Below are 21257 nucleotides of genomic sequence, written 5' to 3'. Positions count from 1 at the left end.
CGCGAGCTGCTCGGTCACCGGCCCGCCTCCTCGTCGCTGTCGTCTTCGGTCTCGGCGGGTGCCGTGGGCTCGTACACGAGGACCGCGCGGTTGTCGGGGCGCAGGCGGGCCTTGGCGATCTCCTGGACCTCCTCGGCGGTCACGTCCAGGACGCGCTGTACGGCGGTGAGGGCGAGCTGCGGGTCGCCGAACAGGACGGCGTAGCGGCACAGTTCGTCGGCGCGGCCCGCGACGGTGCCGAGCCGGTCGAGCCACTCGCGCTCCAACTGGGCCTGGGCGCGCTCCATCTCCTCGGCGGTGGGGCCTTCCTCGGCGAACCGGGCGAGCTCCTCGTCGACGGCTGCCTCGATCACCGGCACCTCGACGTCACCGGAGGTCTTCACGTCGAGCCAGCCCAGGGACGGCGCCCCGGACAGGCGCAGCAGACCGAACCCGGCGGCCACGGCGGTGCGGTCGCGGCGGACGAGGCGGTTGTAGAGCCGCGAGGACTCGCCGCCGCCCAGCACGGTCAGGGCGAGGTCCGCGGCGTCACCCGCGCGCGTGCCGTCCTCGGGGAGCCGGTAGGCCGCCATCAGGGCGCGCGCGGGCACGTCCTCCTCGACGACCTCGCGCAGTTCCTCACCGATGACGTCGGGCAGGGAGCCGTCGCGCGGCGCGGCCTTGCCGTCGTGGCCGGGGATGGAACCGAAGTACTTCTCGACCCAGGCGAGCGTCTCCTCGGGGTCGATGTCGCCCACTACGGAGAGCACCGCGTTGTTGGGCGCGTAGTAGGTGCGGAAGAAGTTCCGCGCGTCTTCGAGGGTGGCCGCGTCCAGGTCGGCCATGGAGCCGATGGGCGTGTGGTGGTACGGGTGGCCCTCGGGGTACATGAGGGCGGTCAGTTTCTCGAACGCGGTGCCGTAGGGCACGTTGTCGTACCGCTGCCGGCGCTCGTTCTTGACGACGTCGCGCTGGTTCTCCATCGACTCGTCGTCGAGCGCCGCGAGCAGCGAGCCCATGCGGTCGGCCTCCAGCCAGAGCGCGAGCTCCAGCTGGTGGGCGGGCATGGTCTCGAAGTAGTTCGTGCGCTCGAAGCTCGTCGTACCGTTGAGCGAGCCGCCCGCGCCCTGGACCAGTTCGAAGTGGCCGTTGCCGTGCACCTGCTTCGAGCCCTGGAACATCAGGTGCTCGAAAAGGTGAGCCAGGCCCGTACGGCCCTTGACCTCGTGGCGCGAGCCGACGTCGTACCAGAGGCAGACCGCGGCGACCGGGGTCAGGTGGTCCTCGGAGAGCACCACGCGCAGGCCGTTGGCCAGCCGGTGCTCGGTCGCTGTCAGGCCGCCGGAGCCGGCCTCGGCGGTGGCCGTGTGACCCATGGGCATGTACGTCCCTTCGATCGCGGAGAACGCAAAACACGCAGCAAACCACAGAGCTGCTGCCAGTCCTGCCACTGTATGCAAGCGTGCCGACCCCTGACGAAGTTCCCGCTCGGTCTACGCCGTAAGCGAGCAAGGGACCCTCGTGAGGACCGCGAAGCAGCCCGTACGGACGGGTCGCGGGCAGGGTTGTCAGTGGGGCGGTCCACAATGGTCCGCGACAGTTCCCGTTCATGTATCTGTTCATGTACCTGTTCATGTTGGTGAAGGAGCCGCAGCAGCGATGGCCCGCCGCAGCACGAAGACCCCGCCGCCCGACGACTTCGAGGAGAAGATCCTCGACATCGACGTGGTCGACGAAATGCAGGGCTCCTACCTGGAGTACGCGTACTCGGTCATCTACTCGCGCGCCCTGCCCGACGCCCGGGACGGGATGAAGCCCGTCCACCGGCGGATCGTGTACCAGATGAACGAGATGGGCCTGCGCCCCGATCGCGGCTACGTGAAGTGCGCCCGCGTCGTGGGCGAGGTCATGGGTAAGTTGCACCCCCATGGCGACGCGTCGATCTACGACGCCCTGGTGCGCCTGGCCCAGCCGTTCTCCATGCGCGTGCCGCTGGTCGACGGCCACGGCAACTTCGGTTCGCTGGGCAATGACGACCGCCCGGCCGCCATGCGTTACACCGAGTGCAAGATGGACGCCGCCGCGTCCCTGATGACCGACTCGATCGACGAGGACACGGTCGACTTCACACCGAACTACGACGGGCAGGAGCAGGAGCCCGTCGTCCTCCCGGCGGCCTACCCGAACCTGCTGGTCAACGGCACGTCGGGCATCGCGGTCGGCATGGCGACGAACATGCCGCCGCACAACCTGGGCGAAGTCATCGCGGCCGCCCGGCACTTGATCAGGCACCCGGGCGCCGACCTCGAGACGCTCATGAAGTTCGTGCCCGGCCCCGACCTGCCCACCGGCGGCAGGATCGTCGGCCTGACCGGCATCAAGGACGCCTACGAGTCGGGTCGCGGCACTTTCAAGATCCGTGCGACGGTCGCCGTGGAGAACGTCACGGCGCGCCGCAAGGGTCTCGTCGTCACCGAACTGCCCTTCGCGGTGGGCCCCGAGAAGGTCATCGCGAAGATCAAGGAACTGGTCGGCTCGAAGAAGCTCCAGGGCATCGCCGACGTCAAGGACCTCACCGACCGCGAGCACGGCCTGCGCCTGGTCATCGAGGTCAAGAACGGCTTCGTGCCGGAGGCCGTCCTCGAGCAGCTCTACAAGCTGACGCCGATGGAGGAGTCCTTCGGCATCAACAACGTGGCGCTGGTGGACGGTCAGCCGCTCACCCTCGGCCTCAAGGAGCTCCTCGAGGTCTACCTGGACCACCGCTTCACCGTGGTGCGCCGCCGCAGCGAGTTCCGCCGCAGCAAGAAGCAGGCCCGCCTCCACCTGGTGGAGGGCCTCCTCGTCGCTCTGGTGGACATCGACGAGGTCATCCGCCTCATCCGCTCCAGCGACAACAGCGCACAGGCCAAGGAGCGCCTCATCGAGCGCTTCTCGCTGAGCGAGATCCAGACGCAGTACATCCTGGACACGCCGCTGCGCCGGCTCACCAAGTTCGACCGTATCGAGCTGGAGTCGGAGCGCGACAAGCTCAACGGCGAGATCGACGAGCTGACCGGGATCCTCGACTCGGACACGGAGCTGCGCAAGCTGGTCTCCTCCGAACTGGCCGCGGTGGCGAAGCAGTTCGGCTCCGACCGGCGTACCGTGCTCCTGGAGTCCGCGGGCGCCCCGGTGGCCGCGTCGTCGCTCCAGGTGGCCGACGACCCGTGCCGCGTCCTGCTGTCGTCGACGGGTCTGCTGGCCCGCACGGCGAACGGGGAGCCGTTCACGAACGACGAGGACGGCAAGCGCGTCAAGCACGACGTGATCGTCTCCGCGGTGCCGGCGACGGCGCGCGGCGAGATCGGCGCGGTCACCTCCGCGGGCCGGCTGCTGCGGCTGAACGTGATCGACCTGCCGCAGCTCCCGGACACGGCGGCCACGCCGAACCTCTCCGGCGGCGCGCCCATCTCCGAATTCCTCTCCTCCTTGGAGGCCGACGAGACGGTCGTCTGTCTGACGACGCTGGACGAGTCCTCCCCCGGCCTCGCCATCGGTACGGAACAGGGCATCGTCAAGCGCGTGGTGCCCGACTATCCGTCCAACAAGGAGGAGCTGGAGGTCATCACTCTGAAGGACGGCGACCGGATCGTGGGCGCCGTGGAGCTGCGGACCGGCGAGGAGGACCTGGTCTTCATCACGGACGACGCCCAGCTCCTGCGCTTCCAGGCGAGCATCGTGCGCCCGCAGGGGCGTCCCGCGGGCGGCATGGCCGGCATCAAGCTGGCGACCGGCGCGAAGGTCATCTCGTTCACGGCGGTCGACCCGGCGGCGGACGCCGTGGTCTTCACGGTGGCGGGCTCGCGCGGCACGCTCGACGACTCGGTGCAGACGACGGCCAAGCTCACGCCGTTCGACCAGTATCCGCGCAAGGGCCGGGCGACCGGTGGTGTGCGGTGCCAGCGGTTCCTGAAGGGCGAGGACTGCCTGAGCCTGGCCTGGGCAGGCCCGGCGCCCGCGCGCGCGGCGCAGAAGAACGGCACACCGGCCGAGCTGCCGGAGATGGACCCGCGCCGTGACGGCTCGGGTCTCTCCCTCGCGAAGACGGTGTCGGTGGTGGCGGGACCCGCCTAGAACTCCTTGTCCTGCACGTAGCGGAGAACGCCCCACATGCTGTGCTCGTCCACGGTGTGCGGGGCGTCGCTCGTACAGGCGTCGAGTTGCTTGCGGAGCCCTTCGGTGTCGATGTCCGTGCCGATGAGGACGAGCTGCGTCAGCCGGGGCTCCTGCGCGGGCCACGGCTCGGGATAGAACCGCAGGAACCGTCCGACGGCGTGCACGGCGTACCGGTTGCGGACGTCGGCGGTGCCGAAGTCGACGTAGCCCTTGATGCGGTACAGCCCGTCGGACCGGCGGTCGAGGAAATCCATCAGCCGGCGCGGGTCCATCGGCATGTCCGAGGTGAACGCGACGCTCTCGTAGGCGGAGTGCAGATGCCCGGTGTGCGGCTGTGAGGAGTCGTCGTGCCGGTGCATGTCGTCGAACGACAACTGTCCGATCCGCTCCTCCGTGGGGCGGCAGTCGAAGAGCAGCTCGGGGTCGACGCGCCCGTACGACGCGGACACGACGGCGGCCCGTGCCGCGGCCGCCCGCGCGACACTCAGCACCCGTTCCCGCTCGGCCTCCTCCACGCGGTCGGCCTTGTTCACCACGACGAGGTCGGCGATCCCCAGGTGCCGCTCCACCTCCGGGTGCTTCTCGCGCGTGGCATCGAACTCGGCGGCGTCGACGACCTCGACCAGGCCGCCGTACACGATCCGCGGGTTCTCGCTGGCGAGCACCATGCGCACCAGTTCCTGCGGTTCCGCGATGCCGCTCGCCTCGATCACGATGACGTCGATGGCATGACGGTCATTGACGGGACGAGTCAACTTGTCCAGATACAGATCAAGTTCACTCGCGTCCACGGCGCAGCACAGACAGCCGTTGCCGAGCGACACGGTGGAGTCACCGAGCTGGCCCGCGACCGCCATCGCGTCGATCTCGATGGCCCCGAAGTCATTGACGATCGCGCCGATACGGGTGCCTCCGCTGCGGTGCAGAAGGTGGTTGAGCAGGGTGGTCTTCCCTGATCCGAGGAAGCCCGCGAGGACGACGACGGGGATCTGCTGCGGGTTCACCTTGCTCAACACGCGACCTCTCTCACGCCGAAGCGTGCACCGGCTCGAGGACCGGCTCTCGTACGGAGAATGAATGCCGCCCCAGGATACGAGCGCGTAGAAAGGCCGCGTAGTGAACGATTGCTAACGGCGCTCGCGGGGCACACGTTGGACATGGCGCCGGTTTTCGCGACCTGAGCATCCCTCCGTGCGCCTCCTCTCCGCCTCCCTGCCGATCAGAGCCGCTCGGCACCCTGGGAGACGGCAAGCGCGCCGCCCACCGCTTCGCCGGTCCCCACCACTGTCGCCCCGCACCCGACGACCGGCGGACGGTCGCCTGAATCGGGGGTTGACATGACCACACAGAGTTATGGAGCGTGGCGGACGGTGTCCGCCGCGGTCGCGGGCGGAATCGCAGGGGCCGCCGGCCTGCACCTCTGGCAGCGGTTCGGCCGCCCGGCCCGGAAGTCGGCCGCGGCCGAGCGGCACCGACAGGCACGTGCGCATCAGCAACGCATGCACTGGGATTTGCTGACCAAGGCCCTGGACGACCCGTCGCTGGCCGTCGTGATCGACAATTACGGCCAGGACCTCTCCCCGGAGAAGCGGCGTCAGTTCCTGTACGCCAACCTCTGGTACGTCCAGGTCTTCCACCTGTACGACTCCGGGGCGCTGACCAAACGCGAGGTCTTCGGACGCCTGCGGGAGCTCTTCCAGAGCGCGTACATCCGTGACTACTGGGAGGCGACCCGCCACCATCGCGCCTCGCTCGACCCGAGGTCCACGGAGGCGGAGATGGGGCGGATCGCCGACGCGCTCTTCAAGGAACTGGAGGACGCGGAGACGGACGAGTGGTGGGTGGTGGGCGAGCCACCCCAGGCGTGAGAACGAGCGCGTCGACCCTGGGCCCGATCCGGTCCGGGGGCCTTGGTCTGCGGGGACTCGAAGGCCTTCGCCCATCCCGGTGACAGTCGCCAACTCCCCCTGGAATCAGGGCTAGGCTATTCGCGCCCCACCCAGGCGCACGACGCGTGACGCCTCACGTCACCATGCCCAGAAGGAACCGGTTTCCCTTGAAGATCGTACGTCGCATCGGGGTGCCCCCGAGCGCCCGTGGAAGCACCTCCGGCGCGACCTGCCCCGATGTATTCGAACTCAGCGACGGGAACTTCGCCGTGATCGGCACCGAGGCGACCGCGGACCTCAGGAACGAACTTCCGAAGGACGCGGGCGTCGCTGACTACGAGCGCATCGTGATCGTGAACCGGGAGACCTTGGTACGCGCCAAGAGCGACATCCCGGACGCCTGATCACCCTCCGCCCGCGGCGGTCGACCCACAACCCCGGGTCGGCCGCCGCGGCCGTTCGTCACGGCATGACAGGCACCGCCACCGGCGGCTCCGTCCCGACGTAGCGCGCCGCAGGCCGGATGATCTTCGAATCCTCCGCCTGCTCAAGGATGTTGGCGCTCCAGCCGACGACCCGGGCCGCCGCGAACGTGGGCGTGAACATCGTGCGCGGCAGCCCGCACAGCTCCATGACCACGCCGGCGTAGAACTCCACGTTCGTGTGCAGTTCGCGGCCCGGCTTCAGCTCCGCCAGGATCGCCTCGACGTGCCGTTCGACCTCGACGGCGAACTCCACGAGCGGTCCGCCGAACCGCTCCGCGATGCCGCGCAGCATGCGCGAACGCGGGTCCTCCGTGCGGTAGACGGGGTGCCCGAACCCCATGATCCGGTCACCGGCCGACACGCGCTCGCGAATCCAGGCATCGATGCGGTCCGGGGTGCCGATCGCGTCCAGCGTGTCCAGCGCACGGCTGGGCGCCCCTCCGTGCAGCGGCCCGGAGAGGGCACCGACCGCCCCGACGAGACAGGCCGTGACATCGGCTCCGGTCGACGCGATGACGCGCCCGGTGAAAGTTGATGCATTGAAACCGTGATCAATGGTTGAGATGAGGTACTGCTCGATGGCCCGCGCATGGGCGGGTTCGGGCTCCGAACCCGTCAACATGTAGAGGTAGTTGGCCGCGTACGAGAGGTCCTCGCGCGGCTCCACGGGGTCGAGGCCCTCACCGAGCCGGTGCAGTGCCGTCAACATCGTGGGGACCACGGCCGCGGCCGCGAGGGTGTCCGCGCGGCGCCGGTCGGCGTCGATGTCGTAGACGGGACGGAAACCGCGGGACGCGCCGAACAGCGAGAGCGCGGTGCGCAGTCCCGCAAGCGGTCCGGACACGGCTCCGGCGCGAGCGATCGCCGGGAGCGCCGCGCGCACCTCGTCGGGCAGGCCCCGCAGTGCCGCCGTCTCCCGCGCGAAGGCGGCCGACCGGGGGGCGTCGGGCAGCTCGCCGTGGATCATCAAATGCCAGACGTCCTCGAATCCGCGGGTCTGCGCGAGATCGACGGCGGAGTACTGGCGGTAGTGGTAGAAGCCCTCGCGCCCCCTGACGTCCCCGAGTGCGGTGTCGGTGACGATGACGCCCGCGAGCCCTCGCGGTACGTCGGCGACGGGGGCGGCAGTGGTCCCGTTGATCGGCATGTTTCCTCCCTGGACTTGATTCGACTGTCCATGCTTGACTCAATCTCTGTCAATATTGATCCAGTCAATACATCGCGATGCGGATACGGTGACGCCCATGAGGGATGAAGAGCCGGCACCGGCGCAGCAGGCCCGCCGACTGAGCACCAAAGAGACCGCCGAACGGCTCGGCGTGAAGCCCGAGACCGTGTACGCGTACGTGAGCCGTGGGCAGCTCTCCAGCAGGCGGAAACCGGACGGCAGGGGCAGTACCTTCGACCCGGGTGAGGTCGACGCCCTCGCCCGTCGTAACAGGCGTGAGAGCGCGCCGAGTTCGGGCACGAACGAGCTGTCCGTCCGCACCCGGATCACCCTCATCGAGGACGACAGGTACTTCTTCAGGGGGGTCGACGCCGCGGCCCTCGCCGCCCGCCATTCGTACGAAGAGGTCGCGGAATGGCTGTGGACGGGATCACTGCGGTCCGGCGCCCGGTTCGCGGCACCCAAGGAGTCCCTCGCCGCTGCCCGCCGCGCAGTCGGCGCGCTGCCCGAACACAGCAGCCCCGTCGACCGGTTGCGGGTGGCGGCCGTCGCCGCCGCGACGGCGGACCCGCTGCGCTACGACCTCTCCGAGCAGTCCGTCCTCGGCGCCGCGCGCTCCCTGATCCCGACGCTCGCCGCCGCGCTGCCGCTGCGGAACGCCACCTACATGGACGGCCAGCCGATCGCGCAGCGCCTCTGGGGTCGACTGACGTACAAGAGGCCTGACGAGGCGTCACTGCGGGCTCTGGACACGGCACTTGCGCTCCTGGTCGACCACGACCTGGCCGCGTCCACGCTCGCCGTGCGGGTCGCGGCGTCGGCACGCGCCCACGCCTACGCGGCCGTCTCCGCGGGCCTGGGAGTCCTGGAGGGGCCGCTGCACGGCGCGGCCAGCGGGCTGGCCCACCGGATGCTCCTGGAGGTCCTGGAGCGGGGCAGCGCCGGGCCGGTGGTCGCCGACGAGCTGCGGGCCGGCCGCCGTGTCCCCGGGCTCGGCCACCGCCTCTACAAGAGCGAGGACCCGCGCGCCCAGGCCCTGTTCGCGTGCCTGGAGGAACTGCCGGACGCGCACCCCGCCCTGGAGGCGGCACGGGACGTCGTGGCGACGACCGCACGCCACACGGACCTGCACGCCAACGTGGACCTGGCGCTCGCCGTGTTCACCACGTCGTTCGGGATGGCCGCCGAGGCGGGCGAGACGATCTTCGCGGTCGGCCGCACCGCGGGCTGGATCGCGCACGCTTTGGAGGAGTACGGCGAACGTCCGCTCCGTATGCGCCCATCAGGCCACTACGTAGGCCTGCGTCCACCGCAGCCCCTGCCGTCACCACACGGCGAGGAGTGATCTCGCGGGCAGGTTAGGCTCGCCTGTGTGAGTACGTGCGCGACCGCCTCGCAGGACCTGGACGAACCCCTCGCGGGCACCGCGGCCACCGCCCGGACCTGGCTGTTGATCGAGCAGTCCGGGCCGTGGGGCGCCAAGGCCCTGACCTCCAGCCATCTGGACCCTGACGTGGGCCGTGCGCTGGAGGCGGCCGCCGAGGGCACCGGAGTGCGTGTGGCGCTCATCCGGCGCCCCGGCCGGCATGCGGACTTCCACGCTCCGACCCGCCATCAGGTGTATGTGGCCCACACGGCTCCGGGTAACGCGTGGCTGCGGAGTGCCACGGTCGCCGACCCTGAAGCGCTGACGCGGCTCGACTTCGCTTCCTTGGGGGCGGGCGACCACGGCGGCTTCGGCGAGCCGCATGGAGGCGCCCCGCTCGCGCTCGTCTGCACGAACGGCAAGCGCGACCGCTGCTGCGCCCTGCTGGGACGTCCGCTCGCCTCCGAACTCGCCCTCTCCGGCGAAGAGGGCGTCTGGGAGGTCACGCACCTGGGCGGGCACCGTTTCTCCCCCACCTTGTTGGTGCTCCCGTACGGCTACGCCTATGGAAGGGCGACGACAGCCGACGTCAAAGAGGTTCTGGAGGCGGTGCGCTCGGGCCGGATCGTCACCGAGGGGTGCCGCGGCAGCTCCGCCTGGGACCGCCCGGGGCAGGCGGCGGAGCTCGCTGTGCGGCAGGCGGCCTCCGCGTTCGGCGCCGACGACCTGATCCTCGTACGGACGGAGGCGGTCGGGACCGACGCCCCTTCCTGGGAAGTGACCGTCGCCCACGTCGACGGCCGCCACTGGAGCGTGACGGTCGTCCAGGGGGCCTCGCTGCCTCCGCGCCCGGAGAGCTGCGGCGCCGCCCTGGCGTCTCCGGCCCGCATGGATGTCGTGGCTGTACGTGAGGTTCCCGCAGCGTAGAAGCGAAGTTCTCGCCCTATTGGATGCGGGGTTCTCGCCCTGTAGACGCGAGGTTCCCGCCCTGTAGAAGCGATGTTCTAGCTCTGTAGACGCTAGGTTCCCGCCCGGTAGAAGGATCATGGGAGAGCGGCGGAGGAGATCCGCACCACAAGGGCTACGAACGAGGGCGGAACGCCCCGTACCGTTCGTGACCATGAGCGCGAAACCCCCCTCCCGCCGACTGCGCCTCGCGATGCCGCGACGCGTGTTCGCGCAGGTCCTGCTGATGCAGGTGGCGATCGCCGCCGGGGTCGCCGTGCTGGCCACGGGGCTCTTCCTGGCGCCGCTCGGCGAGCAGTTGGACGACCAGGCGATGCGCCGCGCCCTCGCCATCGCGCAGACCACGGCCGCGCAGCCGCGGATCGCCGCGGACCTGGAGTCATCCCGGCCGACGGCGGACGGGCCCGTACAGGTCGATGCGGAGCGGATCCGGCGGGCCAGCGGCGCCGAGTACGTCGTGATCATGAACAACAAGGGGGTCCGCTGGTCGCACACCGATCGCGACCGGATCGGAAAGGTCGTCTCCACGGACCCCAGCGACGCTCTCGCGGGGCACGAGGTCATGGAGATCGACGACGGCACCCTCGGGCGCTCCGCGCGCGGCAAAGTGCCGCTGAGGGGCTCGGACGGGGCCATCGTGGGCGCCGTCTCGGTGGGCATCGAGTACGACAGCGTGCGCGCACGCCTCATCCACGCGATCCCCGGCCTGTTCGCGTACGCGGGCGGAGCCCTCGCCGTGGGCGCGCTGGCCGCGTATCTGATCTCGCGACGGGTGCAGCGGCAGACGCGTGACCTGGCGTTCTCGGACATCTCCGCGCTGCTCGCCGAGCGCGAGGCGATGCTGCACGGCATCCGCGAGGGCGTCGTCGCCCTCGACCGGACCGGCCGGATACGCCTGCTCAACGACGAGGCCCAGCGGCTGCTCGGCCTGGACGCCGAGGCGATCGGGCAGCCGCTCGACTCCGTGCTCGGCGCGGGACGCACGACCGATGTGCTCGCGGGACACGTCACCGGCACCGATCTGCTGACCGTACGCGGCCAGCGCGTTCTGGTCGCCAACAGGATGCCCACGGACGACGGCGGCGCGGTGGCCACCCTGCGCGACCGCACGGAGCTGGAGCAACTGGGCCGCGAGCTCGACTCCACGCGCGGCCTCATCGACGCCCTGCGGGCTCAGGACCACGAGCACGCCAACCGGATGCACACGCTGTTGGGGCTCTTGGAGCTGGAGATGTACGAGGAGGCCGCGGAGTTCGTCGGCGAGGTGGCCGACTCCCACCGGTTCACGGCCGAGCAGATCACCGAGAAGATCCGGGATCCGCTGCTCGCGGCCCTGTTGGTGGGCAAGGCGACCGTGGCCGCGGAGCGCGGGGTGGCCCTCGGCATCTCGCGGGACACCGAGCTGCCCGACCGTCTGGTGGATCCGCGCGGCCTGGTCACGATCGTCGGCAACCTGGTGGACAACGCCCTGGACGCGGCGGCCGGTACGGGGCTCCACGCGCGCGTGGAGGTGGTGTTGCGGGCGCAGGCCCGTACAGCGGTCCTCCGTGTGCGCGACACAGGGCCGGGCGTGCCCGCCGATCAGCGGGAGGCCGTCTTCATGGAGGGGTGGTCGACCAAGGAGCCGCCCGCTCACGGCAAGCGCGGTATCGGCCTGGCCCTGGTGCGACGGCTCGCGGAGCGGCAGGGTGGCACGGCCGAGGTCACCGCGTCGCCTTCAGGGGGCGCCGAGTTCGTCGTGGTGCTGCCGGAAGCCCTCACCGATCCCGTACCGAGCGCGGCCGAGGAGGTCCGATGATCGAGGTTCTGGTCGTGGACGACGACATACGTGTCGCCGACGTCAACGCCGCCTATGTGGCGAAGGTGCCCGGCTTCCGCGTGGTGGGCACGGCGCACAGTGCCGCCGAGGCGCTGGAACGTATCGAGGACGTCGATGTCGACCTCGTGCTCCTCGACCACTACCTGCCGGACGAGACGGGCCTCACCGTCGCCCGTACGCTGCGCGAACGCGGCCACCAGATCGACGTGATCATGGTGACCGCGGCGCGCGACGTGGCGACCGTGCAGTCCGCGATGCGCCACGGGGCCTTGCAGTACCTGGTCAAACCGTTCTCGTTCGCGGGTCTGCGCGGCAAGCTCGAGGCGTACGCGCAACTGCGGCGCACCCTCGACGGCGGGGGTGAGGCCGAGCAGGCGGAGGTCGACCGGATCTTCGGCGCGCTGTCGGCCACTCCCGCGCCCGAGCTGCCCAAGGGCCACTCCCCCACCACGGCCGAACTCGTCCGCAGGGCCATGATGGGCGCGGAAGGCCCGCTGTCCGCGCAGGAGTTGGCCGACCGCACTCGGCTCAGCCGCCAGACCGCCCAGCGCTATCTGAAGCTCCTGGAGCGCACGGGGCGGGTCCGGCTGAGCCTGAAGTACGGGGACACGGGGCGGCCCGAGCACCGCTACGAGTGGGCCGCCGGCCTCTGACGGGGGGCGGGGCCGCTAATCGCCGTCCCTAGTCACCGGTGGCCAGCGACCAGTCACCTGTCACCTGTCACCTGTCACCCGCGACGCGGGTCAGACGGCCCCGGCGCCGGTGAGGGCGCGTACTTCCGTCTCGGCGTGCTTGGCCTCGTCCGGCGGCTCGGCCGAGGTCACGGTGCCCAGCCAGCCCGCGAGGAAGCCGAGTGGAATGGAGACGAGCCCCGGGTTCTCCAGCGGGAAGTACTGGAAGTCCACGCCGGGGAAGAGCGACGTGGGACTGCCGGAGACCACCGGTGACAACACCACGAGCAGCAGCGCGGGCACCAGGCCGCCGTACACGGACCACACGGCGCCGCGCGTGGTGAAGTTCCGCCAGAACAGCGAGTAGAGCAGTACGGGGAGGTTGGCCGACGCAGCCACGGCGAAGGCCAGGCCGACCAGGAACGCGACGTTCAGATCGCGGGCGAGCAGGCCGAGGCCGATAGCGAGCACACCGATGCCGGCCGCGGCGACCCGCGCCACGGTGACCTCGCTGTACTGCTTGGCGTCCGCGCCCCGCTTCCGCAGCGTGGCGTAGAGGTCGTGTGCCACCGACGCCGAGGACGCGAGCGTGATGCCCGCGACGACGGCGAGGATCGTGGCGAAGGCGATCGCGGCGACGATCGCGAAGAGCACCGTTCCTCCCGTGGAGTCCGCGCCGCCGCCCAAGTCGAGCGCGAGCAGCGGAACTGCCGTGTTCCCCGCGGCATTTGACCCACGTACGGCGTCCGAGCCCACGATGGCGGCGGCACCGAATCCGAGCACGATCGTCATCAGGTAGAAGCTGCCGATCAGCCCGATGGACCAGATGACGGAGCGGCGCGCGGCCCGCGCCGTCGGCACGGTGTAGAAGCGCGACAGGATGTGCGGAAGGCCGGCCGTGCCGAGCACGAGAGCCAGGCCCAGGCTGATGAAGTCGAAGCGCGCGGTCCAGCTCCCGCCGTACTTCAGACCCGGCACGAGGAAGTCCGAGCCATGCCCACTGCGCGCGGCGGCCGTGCGCAGGAGTTCGTCGAAGTCGCCGTGGAAGCGCGCCAGGACGAGCACCGTCAGGGCGATCGTCCCGCCCATGAGCAGGACCGCTTTCACGATCTGGATCCACGTGGTGGCCCGCATCCCTCCCAACGACACGTAGATGACCATGAGCGCGCCGACCCCGACGACGGTCCATGCCTGCGCCGCGCCGCTCGACCCGCCGAGCAGCAACGCGACCAGGCTGCCCGCCCCCACCATCTGCGCCACCAGGTAGAGAACGGACACGGTGACCGAGGACGTGCCCGCCGCGATGCGTACGGGACGCTCCCGCATCCGGGACGCCACGACGTCGGCGAGCGTGAACCGGCCGCAGTTGCGCACCAGTTCGGCGACCAGGAAGAGCACCACCAGCCAGGCCACGAGGAAGCCGACGGAGTAGAGCAGGCCGTCGTAGCCGAAGAGCGCGATCAGGCCGGAGATGCCGAGGAAGGAGGCGGCCGACATGTAGTCACCGGCAATGGCGAAACCGTTCTCCATAGGTGAGAACAATCGTCCGCCCGCATAGAACTCCTCCGCCGAACCATGCCTGTTGCGGCTCACCCACGTCGTGATCCCGAGCGTGACCGCCACGAACGCGCTGAACAGCAACAGCGCCAGAGTCTGATGGTTCCCGGTCACCATTGCCCGCCTTCGCTCCGCGCCTTGCCGTTGACCTGGCCAAACGGGCCGACCTGACCGACCGGGCCAACCGAATCGACCTGACCGACCGGGCCGACGTGACCGGCCGGGCCGACGTGACCGGCCTGACCGCCTTGATCGACCTGACTCACCGGATCCGCCTGATCGGGCCTGCCAGCCGGGGCGGCTGCCCCCGGCTGCGCCGAACCGTTCATGCCTACGGCGCCGTCGATGCCGCGCGTCATCTCCTGCGTGTCCCAGCGCAGTTCGAGCGCGGGGCGGTCACGGCGCAGGCGGGCGTGGCGCGCGTACAGCCACGTCAGCAGGAACGTACTGGCGAACTGACCGAGCCCCGCCACCATCGCCACGTTCACAGCGCCCGCGACCGGCCGGGCCATCAGCGCGGGCGCGCTCGTGGCCGCCACGACGTACGCGACGTACCACGCGAAGAAGATCGCGACCGCGGGCACGACGAACCTCCGGTAGCGCCCGCGTACTTCCTGGAAGGCGGCACTGCGCTGCACCTCCAGGTAGACCCCTGCCGCGCTCCGCTCCGCGGGTACGGACTGGGCGGGCACCGCCGGCGCCGCCGCACCCGTGCCGTCCCACTCGCCCCACCCCGAGGCCAGCGCGTCGTGCCACGGATCGCCGAGGCCTCCGCGGTCACCGGCCCGGGGCTGCGCCGTATCGCGCCCGTCGTGCTTCTCCACCGAACTCTCCTTGTCCGCGGCCCACATCGGCCGCGTGCCCAAGGATGGACAGACCGGGAAGATCCCGGACTCTCCTCGCAAGCCCTTCACCCCATTAGGTGATGGACTAGGTGACGGACGTACCCGGCGGTCTCGCGAGCCCGTGCCCGTAGGCGTAACGGACCGCCTGGGCACGGTCCTTGAGGCCGGCCTTCGCGAACAGGTTGTTGATGTGGGTCTTCACCGTCGCGGTCGAGACGTGGAGTGTGCGGGCGATCTCCTGGTTGGTCAGCCCGTCGGCGATGAGCACCAGGACCTCGGCCTCCCTCGCCGTCATCCCGTCAGGCGGCTCTTTCGGACCGGGATCCGCGGCCACGGGCTGAGCCAGACGCTCGAGCAACCTCCGCTGGATGCTCGGCGCCAGCCCGGCGTCCCCGGACAGGACGTCGGACACCGCCCGCACGATCTCGTCACCCCCCGCGTCCTTGGTCAGATATCCGCGCGCCCCGGCCGTGAGAGCCGGGAACAGCGACTCGTCGTCCGCGTACGTGGTGAGGATGACGACCTGGGTGCCCGGGTACTCCGCCCGGATCCGTCTGGTCGCCTCGACTCCGTCGCAGCGCGGCATGCGCAGGTCCATCAGGACGACGTCCGGGGCCAGTTCGGCCACGAGCGCGACCGCTTCCTCGCCGTCTCCCCCCGCTCCCACGACCTCGATCCCGGGCAGCAGCCCGAGCAGCATCACGATGCCCTCGCGCACCACCGTCTGGTCGTCGACCACCACCACGCGGGCCGGGGGCCGCCCCGCGCCCGCCCCCGCGGCGGGCCCGCTCATACCGGAACCCTCAGCTTCACCACGAACCCCTCCTCGTACGGCCCGGCCTCCAGCGTGCCGCCCATCAACTCGGCCCGCTCCTTCATCCCCAACAGACCGTAACCGCCGCCACTGACAGTGAGCTCCTGGTGCGGCTGAAGCGCACCCGAATCCCTGATCTCCAGGGCCACTTCGCCCGGCCCGTACTCCAGCCGCATCTCCGTCTTCGCCCCCGGAGCGTGCTTGCGTACGTTCGTCAGGGCCTCCTGCGCCACCCGGCGCACCGTCTGGGATGCCTCCACCGACATCGGGCGCCGCTCGCCCCGCACGACGAGGCTCGCGCCGTCCGACGACCCGACCAGCTCCCGCAGGAAGTCCTCCAGCGGTGTCATCTCGCCCCGCAGCGCGGAGAGCGCCTGCCGGGTCTCGGACAGCCCGTCACGGGCCATGCCCCGGGCCGCGACGACCCGGTCCAGGATCTGGTCGCGGGCGGCCCCGCCCTCGATGAGCAGCCGGGCCGCCTCCAGGTGCACGAGCTGCGCGGAAAGGCTGTGCGCGAGGACGTCGTGGATCTCCCGGGCGATGCGGGAGCGCTCGGCGAGCGCGGCGGACTCCGCCTCGGCGACCCGTGCGGCCCGCTCCTGCACCAGGAGCCGCTGTGCGTTCCCCCGCGCCTCCGCGTCCAGGCGCAGCACGTAACCGGAGAGGCAGAGTCCGATGGTGATGGCCGCTGTGGTGAGCCACGGGTCGTCGTTGACCAGGACGAACCCGGTGAGGGACACCCCGGTCGCGGGCACCGCGGCAGCGAGCGGCATGCGCTCCAGCGCGGTCACCGCGCAGCCGCACCACAGCACCGTGGCCGGCGCGTAGAACCCACCGCGCTGCGCCAGTACCGCGACGGCCAGCAGAAAGGCGAGCAGTCCGAGGGAGGGCAGCAGTCGATGGGCGAGTGTCGTGCGGTAGAACGCCCACGCCGCGGCGCCGCACGCGAGCAGGACCACCGGCGCCAGGGCCGCCGCCCAGTCGGCGACGTCCCGCTGCTCGACCGCGGTCCACAGCAGGATCGCGAGGAGCGCCACCCGCACGGCCCACGCCAGCATCCGCCGGGCGCGCGTCAGCCCTTCACGGGAGAGCGCCTCCCGCGACGGCCACGCGGTCCACTGGCTCGGGGTCACCTGCGGTCCTCCCAGGCCGGCTGCGCGACAGGACCAACGTACGCCGATCGCACACCGTCGGCCCGCCACATCAGGACCCCGGCGCGGACCAGGAGCGAGAGGGCGAAGCCCAGCATCAGGGCGGAGGTGCCGAGGTGGATGCCCAGGGCGAGGCCGATGCCGACGAGGCTGACGCGGATCGCGATGCCGCCGGTCCAGGTGCCGACGGTCGCGGCGGTGCCTTTGGTCCAGACGTCCCCCTGCTCGTCCCGCCAGACGCGCGTCGTGAACGCCCACCCGATGCCGATGCCCAGGCTGACCAGCAGCTCGGCGACGAGCAGAATCACCGAGCCGGCCAGGTGGTGCGGGTCCGTGAGGGAGCCGTCCCGTATCGCGAAGAACGCGAGGAGGGCGGGCAGCAGCAACCACTTGCGATCCGTCGAGAGGCGCTCGGTCTTGAACTGGCGCACGAGCACGAGCGCGACAACAGCGACGATCACCAGGACATCGGTGAGCCCGGACATGACGGCCTCCGTGGAGCGGTCGGGAGCGAAGTGTTCTACGCCGTCGACGCTACGGAAAATGGCAGGTCAGGTGATCGGAGCCAGGGTGGATCACGGGTGGATCAGGTGGCTCCACCCGTGGGTGGAGCCACCTGCCGGGCCGCGCCGGAGGGCGCGGCGCACGCGTTACGCGTCGATGCGCGAGCGGTCGAGCGTCGCGGCGGAGCTGCTGATGAACTCCTTGCGCGGCGCCACGTCGTTGCCCATCAGCAGATCGAAGACCTGCTCGGCCGCGTCCAGCTCGCCGATGTTGATCCGGCGCAGGGTGCGGTGGCGCGGGTCCATCGTGGTCTCGGCCAGCTGGTCGGCGTCCATCTCGCCCAGACCCTTGTAGCGCTGGATCGAGTCCTTGTACCGCACGTTCTTGCGCTGGAACTCCAGGAGCGTCTCGCGCAGCTCCCGGTCCGAGTACGTGTAGACGTACTTGTCCTGGCCCTTCTTCGGCTGGACCAGTTCGATGCGGTGCAGGGGCGGCACGGCGGCGAAGACGCGCCCGGCCTCCACCATGGGCCGCATGTAGCGCTGGAACAGCGTCAGGAGCAGGCAGCGGATGTGCGCGCCGTCGACATCGGCGTCGACGAGCAGGATGATCTTGCCGTAGCGCGCCGCGTCGATGTCGAAGGTCCGGCCGGACCCGGCTCCTATGACCTGGATGATCGCGCCGCACTCGACGTTCTTCAGCATGTCGGAGACCGACGACTTCTGAACGTTGAGGATCTTTCCGCGAATCGGCAGGAGCGCCTGGAACTCGGAGTTCCGGGCGAGCTTGGCCGTGCCGAGCGCGGAGTCGCCCTCGACGATGAACAGCTCGCTGCGCTCGACGTCGTCACTGCGGCAGTCCGCGAGCTTCGCGGGCAGGGACGACGACTCCAGAGCGGTCTTACGGCGCTGCGCGTCCTTGTGCTGACGGGCCGCGATGCGCGTGCGGGCCGCGGCGACGGCCTTCTCCATGACGGCGCGGGCCTGGGCCTTGGCATCGCGCTTGGTGGAGGTCAGAAACGCCTTGAGCTCCTTCGCCACCACGTTGGCCACGATCCTGTTGGCCGCCGAGGTGCCGAGCACCTCCTTGGTCTGCCCCTCGAACTGCGGCTCCGCCAGGCGCACGGTGACGACGGCGGTGAGACCCTCCAAGGCGTCGTCCTTGACGATGTCGTCCTCGGCGACGCGCAGCAGCTTCTGGCTGCGCAGCACCTCGTTCATCGTCTTCGTGAGCGAACGCTCGAAGCCCGAGACGTGGGTGCCGCCCTTGGGGGTGGCGATGATGTTCACGAACGACTTGATGGTCGCGTCGTACCCGGTGCCCCAACGCAGCGCGACGTCGACGGCGAGCTCGCGCGTGACCTCGGTCGGCGTCATCTGACCGTGGTCGTCGAGGACCGGAACGGTCTCCTTGAAGCTGCCCTGTCCGGTCAAGCGGAGGACGTCGCAGACCGCCTTGTCCTGCGCCAGGTACTCGCAGAACTCGCTGATGCCGCCGTCGAAGCGGAAGGATTCCTCGCCCTTGCTGCCGCCCTCACCGAGGCCGTACTCGTCGCGTACGACGATGGTGAGTCCCGGCACCAGGAAGGCGGTCTGCCGGGCACGCTGGTGCAGGTTCTCCAGCGAGAGCTTCGCGTCCTTGAGGAAGATCTGCCGGTCCGCCCAGTAGCGGATGCGCGTCCCGAGGCGGTTCTTCGGCACCTTCTTGATCTTGCTCAGTCGCGCCGAAGGGTCGAACGGGGCGTCCGGGCCGGGCTTGGAGAAGGCGCCGGGAACTCCGCGGCGGAAGCTGATCGCGTGTGTGTGTCCACCGCGGTCCACCTCGACGTCGAGGCGCGCCGACAGTGCGTTCACCACGGAGGCGCCCACGCCGTGCAGACCGCCGGAGGCCGCGTAGGAGCCGCCTCCGAACTTGCCGCCCGCGTGGAGCTTGGTCATGACGACCTCGACTCCGGAAAGGCCGGTCTTGGGCTCGACGTCCACGGGGATGCCGCGGCCGTTGTCCCGCACCTCGACGGACCCGTCGTCGTGCAGGATCACCTCGATGTTGTCGCAGTAGCCGCCCAGGGCCTCGTCGACGGAGTTGTCGATGATCTCCCAGAGGCAGTGCATCAGGCCACGACTGTCGGTCGAGCCGATGTACATGCCCGGACGCTTGCGTACGGCTTCAAGCCCCTCGAGGACGAGCAGGTGCCGCGCGGTGTAGTTGGAACCGTCCCGGTCTGCTCCGGTCAGCAGCGCTGTGGACGGCACGGACGTTTCGGCGGTCACGCGGTTCGCTCCTCGCTGAATTTCAGATGGGGCCCTTTTGGGTACAGGGCCGGCGTCGGTCGCCGCTCAGAGGGTACCGAGGCCTGGTAGAGCCGTTGTCACGCCACCCTCACCTCAGCCCAGACTAGTCCAAGGTCGTATGCATGTTCGATCCCTCGATGGAGTGAAGCACACATCACGTTCCCTTCCAGGCATGAACCATTTAGGCTCCGGGCACGTCCTCATGAACAACCGGCAAGCCGGCCGGGGAGGACCGACCTGACAGAACGCGCGAACCCGTAAGACTCGTAAGAGACGCAATACGGCACATTCGCCGCCACCCGGCAGCAGACAGCCGGTCTCGGAGAAATTTTTCGAGGAAAAGCCGCGAGCGGGAACGTTTTCGGCCTGGTTGGATGTTGACCCTGGTACGACAGCTCGTCGAGCTAGAGAAGAGGCGACGTGACTACTGTTCTGACCCCCGCGAGCCCACTGACGGCCGCTGACCGCTGTGACCGTTGCGGCGCCCAGGCGTACCTGCGCGTCGTTCTCATCAGCGGTGGTGAACTGCTCTTCTGCGCCCACCACGGTCGCAAGTTCGAGCCGGAACTCAAGAAGATCGCCGCTGAGATACAGGACGAGACGGAGCGGCTCACCGCCGTTCCGGCAGGCCCCGAGACCGAGGATCGCTGACACCTCGCACCCACGACGAGCCAGCTCCGGCACCAGGCCGGTGAACGGGCGGCCACCCCTCGACCCAGGGGCGGCCGCCCGTCCTCGTATCCGTGGAGCGCGTCAGGAGTGCTGCCGCAGCACCCGCAGCACGTCGGAGACCCGCGTGTAGACACCAGGACTCCCCGCGCGCCCACAGCCACTCCCCCAGGACACCAGGCCGATGAGTCGACCCTGAGCGACCAGCGGACCCCCGCTGTCCCCCTGGCAGGCATCCTTGCCGCCGTCCGGCTCACCGGCACACAGCATGGAGGACGGCAGATACCTACCGTCCGAGCTGCCCGGATAGGCCTCCTCGCAGACGGCGTCGGGGAGCACCTGGACGCGCGCCGCGTGCAGGGTGCGCGCGTAGTCGCCCGTCCCCGTCGTGTCACCCCACCCGTAGACAGCGGCGCCCGTACCGGCTTCGTAAGCCGCGTCCCCGTCGTTGGCCATCGGGATCACGAATCCCCCGGGTAGCGGTGTGGCCAGTGTGAGGACCGCCACATCGCCGGAGTTGGTGTAGCCGTCGTAGTCGGGATTGATCCACGCGTCGCGCACATCGATCTCCGCGCCGTCGTCGGCCCGCAGGTCGCTCCGGCCCGCGATGACCTTGAGGTCGCGTACCTCGCCGCGCGGTGCGCCCAGTACGTCCTCGCTCAGGCAGTGCGCCGCGGTGAGCACGGTCGAGCGTGCGACGACCACACCGCCGCAGAACTGCCCCGCGCGGGTACCCCCGAATCGGTCACGACTGGCGAGCGCCACCGCCCAGGGGCTGTCGGCCACGCGGACCGGGCGGCCGCCGATGACTCCCTCGTCCGCGACCGCGGGCGGCGACGAGGTCAAGGGCAGCGCGACCGCCGCGGCCAGCGCGGCCAACGGCGCGGTCAGCGCTCTCGCGAAGGGGCGACGCATGCGGGCTCCT

General features: G+C 70.1%; 17 protein-coding genes and 1 pseudogene. 8 read left to right on the top strand and 10 right to left on the bottom strand.

Annotated features, from left to right (window positions below; translation table 11 throughout):
• Positions 1–14: 14 nt before the first annotated feature.
• Positions 15–1355: a pitrilysin family protein gene (locus V2W30_RS29930; protein ID WP_338701341.1), complete on the bottom strand. Its 1341-nt coding sequence runs from the start codon at positions 1353–1355 to the stop codon at positions 15–17.
• Between the two features lie 283 nt (positions 1356–1638).
• On the opposite strand from V2W30_RS29930, the gene V2W30_RS29925 reads away from it, so the two are divergent.
• Positions 1639–4095, top strand: a complete 2457-nt coding sequence (locus tag V2W30_RS29925) for a DNA topoisomerase IV subunit A (protein ID WP_338701339.1) — start codon at positions 1639–1641, stop codon at positions 4093–4095.
• Here V2W30_RS29925 and V2W30_RS29920 read toward each other — a convergent pair.
• Complete coding sequence (locus V2W30_RS29920) at positions 4092–5153, bottom strand: CobW family GTP-binding protein (protein ID WP_425244612.1); 1062 nt, start codon at positions 5151–5153, stop codon at positions 4092–4094. The two genes, V2W30_RS29925 and V2W30_RS29920, sit on opposite strands and share 4 nt — an antisense overlap.
• Positions 5154–5474: 321 nt before the next feature.
• On the opposite strand from V2W30_RS29920, the gene V2W30_RS29915 reads away from it, so the two are divergent.
• Positions 5475–6005: a DUF6082 family protein gene (locus tag V2W30_RS29915; protein WP_338701338.1), complete on the top strand. Its 531-nt coding sequence runs from the start codon at positions 5475–5477 to the stop codon at positions 6003–6005.
• A gap of 188 nt (positions 6006–6193) precedes the next feature.
• Positions 6194–6430: a hypothetical protein gene (locus V2W30_RS29910; RefSeq protein ID WP_338701337.1), complete on the top strand. Its 237-nt coding sequence runs from the start codon at positions 6194–6196 to the stop codon at positions 6428–6430.
• A gap of 58 nt (positions 6431–6488) precedes the next feature.
• On the opposite strand, the gene V2W30_RS29905 is transcribed toward V2W30_RS29910, so the two are convergent.
• Complete coding sequence (locus tag V2W30_RS29905) at positions 6489–7658, bottom strand: citrate synthase/methylcitrate synthase (protein WP_338701334.1); 1170 nt, start codon at positions 7656–7658, stop codon at positions 6489–6491.
• A 97-nt stretch (positions 7659–7755) separates the two neighbouring features.
• Here V2W30_RS29905 and V2W30_RS29900 point away from each other — a divergent pair, with 97 nt between their 5' ends.
• The 4 genes from V2W30_RS29900 to V2W30_RS29885 all read left to right on the top strand — a co-directional run bounded on the left by V2W30_RS29900 (position 7756) and on the right by V2W30_RS29885 (position 12483).
• Positions 7756–9024: a citrate synthase gene (locus V2W30_RS29900; protein ID WP_338701332.1), complete on the top strand. Its 1269-nt coding sequence runs from the start codon at positions 7756–7758 to the stop codon at positions 9022–9024.
• A gap of 27 nt (positions 9025–9051) precedes the next feature.
• Entirely contained in the window at positions 9052–9972 is a 921-nt protein-coding gene (locus V2W30_RS29895; protein WP_338701330.1) for a sucrase/ferredoxin-like family protein, read from the top strand.
• A 193-nt stretch (positions 9973–10165) separates the two neighbouring features.
• Positions 10166–11809, top strand: a complete 1644-nt coding sequence (locus V2W30_RS29890) for a sensor histidine kinase (protein WP_338701328.1) — start codon at positions 10166–10168, stop codon at positions 11807–11809.
• A complete protein-coding gene (locus tag V2W30_RS29885; protein WP_338701326.1) occupies positions 11806–12483 on the top strand; it encodes a response regulator in 678 nt (225 codons plus the stop codon). The genes V2W30_RS29890 and V2W30_RS29885 overlap by 4 nt, the downstream gene beginning before the upstream one ends.
• 90 nt (positions 12484–12573) lie before the next feature.
• Here V2W30_RS29885 and V2W30_RS29880 read toward each other — a convergent pair whose 3' ends face one another.
• The 6 genes and pseudogenes from V2W30_RS29880 to V2W30_RS29855 form a co-directional block, all read right to left on the bottom strand.
• The gene (locus V2W30_RS29880; protein WP_338703819.1) at positions 12574–14172 is read right to left on the bottom strand and encodes a cation acetate symporter; all 1599 of its coding nucleotides are present in this window, start codon (positions 14170–14172) and stop codon (positions 12574–12576) included.
• Between the two features lie 224 nt (positions 14173–14396).
• Positions 14397–14909: pseudogene (locus V2W30_RS29875) on the bottom strand (DUF485 domain-containing protein); the annotation flags it as partial.
• A gap of 79 nt (positions 14910–14988) precedes the next feature.
• On the bottom strand, positions 14989–15696 hold the full coding sequence (locus V2W30_RS29870) for a response regulator transcription factor (RefSeq protein WP_338701324.1): 708 nt from the start codon (positions 15694–15696) through the stop codon (positions 14989–14991).
• Positions 15693–16850, bottom strand: a complete 1158-nt coding sequence (locus V2W30_RS29865; RefSeq protein ID WP_338701323.1) for a sensor histidine kinase — start codon at positions 16848–16850, stop codon at positions 15693–15695. The genes V2W30_RS29870 and V2W30_RS29865 overlap by 4 nt, the downstream gene beginning before the upstream one ends.
• Complete coding sequence (locus V2W30_RS29860) at positions 16847–17353, bottom strand: DUF1453 domain-containing protein (RefSeq protein ID WP_338701321.1); 507 nt, start codon at positions 17351–17353, stop codon at positions 16847–16849. The genes V2W30_RS29865 and V2W30_RS29860 overlap by 4 nt, the downstream gene beginning before the upstream one ends.
• 165 nt (positions 17354–17518) lie before the next feature.
• Positions 17519–19642 carry a DNA topoisomerase IV subunit B gene (locus V2W30_RS29855; protein ID WP_338701319.1) on the bottom strand — a complete coding sequence of 708 codons (2124 nt, stop codon included), beginning with the start codon at positions 19640–19642 and terminating at the stop codon, positions 17519–17521.
• A 441-nt stretch (positions 19643–20083) separates the two neighbouring features.
• Here V2W30_RS29855 and V2W30_RS29850 point away from each other — a divergent pair, with 441 nt between their 5' ends.
• Positions 20084–20314, top strand: a complete 231-nt coding sequence (locus V2W30_RS29850; RefSeq protein ID WP_338701317.1) for a DUF7455 domain-containing protein — start codon at positions 20084–20086, stop codon at positions 20312–20314.
• Positions 20315–20416: 102 nt separating this feature from the next.
• Here the strand turns inward: V2W30_RS29850 and V2W30_RS29845 are convergent, their stop codons facing one another.
• Complete coding sequence (locus V2W30_RS29845) at positions 20417–21247, bottom strand: serine protease (protein ID WP_338701315.1); 831 nt, start codon at positions 21245–21247, stop codon at positions 20417–20419.
• Between the last annotated feature and the right edge of the window lie 10 nt (positions 21248–21257).

Source organism: Streptomyces sp. Q6 (assembly GCF_036967205.1).
Taxonomy (GTDB): Bacteria; Actinomycetota; Actinomycetes; order Streptomycetales; family Streptomycetaceae; genus Streptomyces; species Streptomyces citrinus.
The sequence above is the reverse complement of the archived record's forward strand: the minus strand, read 5'-3'. Positions and strand labels throughout refer to the sequence as shown.

Bases quoted from the DNA above. Each gene is read 5' to 3' on its own strand.
- V2W30_RS29890 (WP_338701328.1), top strand. From the start codon at position 10,166: ATGAGCGCGAAACCCCCCTCCCGCCGACTGCGCCTCGCGATGCCGCGA.
- V2W30_RS29870 (WP_338701324.1), bottom strand. From the start codon at position 15,696: ATGAGCGGGCCCGCCGCGGGGGCGGGCGCGGGGCGGCCCCCGGCCCGC.
- V2W30_RS29905 (WP_338701334.1), bottom strand. From the start codon at position 7,658: ATGCCGATCAACGGGACCACTGCCGCCCCCGTCGCCGACGTACCGCGA.
- V2W30_RS29925 (WP_338701339.1), top strand. From the start codon at position 1,639: ATGGCCCGCCGCAGCACGAAGACCCCGCCGCCCGACGACTTCGAGGAG.
- V2W30_RS29845 (WP_338701315.1), bottom strand. From the start codon at position 21,247: ATGCGTCGCCCCTTCGCGAGAGCGCTGACCGCGCCGTTGGCCGCGCTG.
- V2W30_RS29915 (WP_338701338.1), top strand. From the start codon at position 5,475: ATGACCACACAGAGTTATGGAGCGTGGCGGACGGTGTCCGCCGCGGTC.
- V2W30_RS29930 (WP_338701341.1), bottom strand. From the start codon at position 1,355: ATGGGTCACACGGCCACCGCCGAGGCCGGCTCCGGCGGCCTGACAGCG.
- V2W30_RS29860 (WP_338701321.1), bottom strand. From the start codon at position 17,353: ATGTCCGGGCTCACCGATGTCCTGGTGATCGTCGCTGTTGTCGCGCTC.
- V2W30_RS29885 (WP_338701326.1), top strand. From the start codon at position 11,806: ATGATCGAGGTTCTGGTCGTGGACGACGACATACGTGTCGCCGACGTC.
- V2W30_RS29900 (WP_338701332.1), top strand. From the start codon at position 7,756: ATGAGGGATGAAGAGCCGGCACCGGCGCAGCAGGCCCGCCGACTGAGC.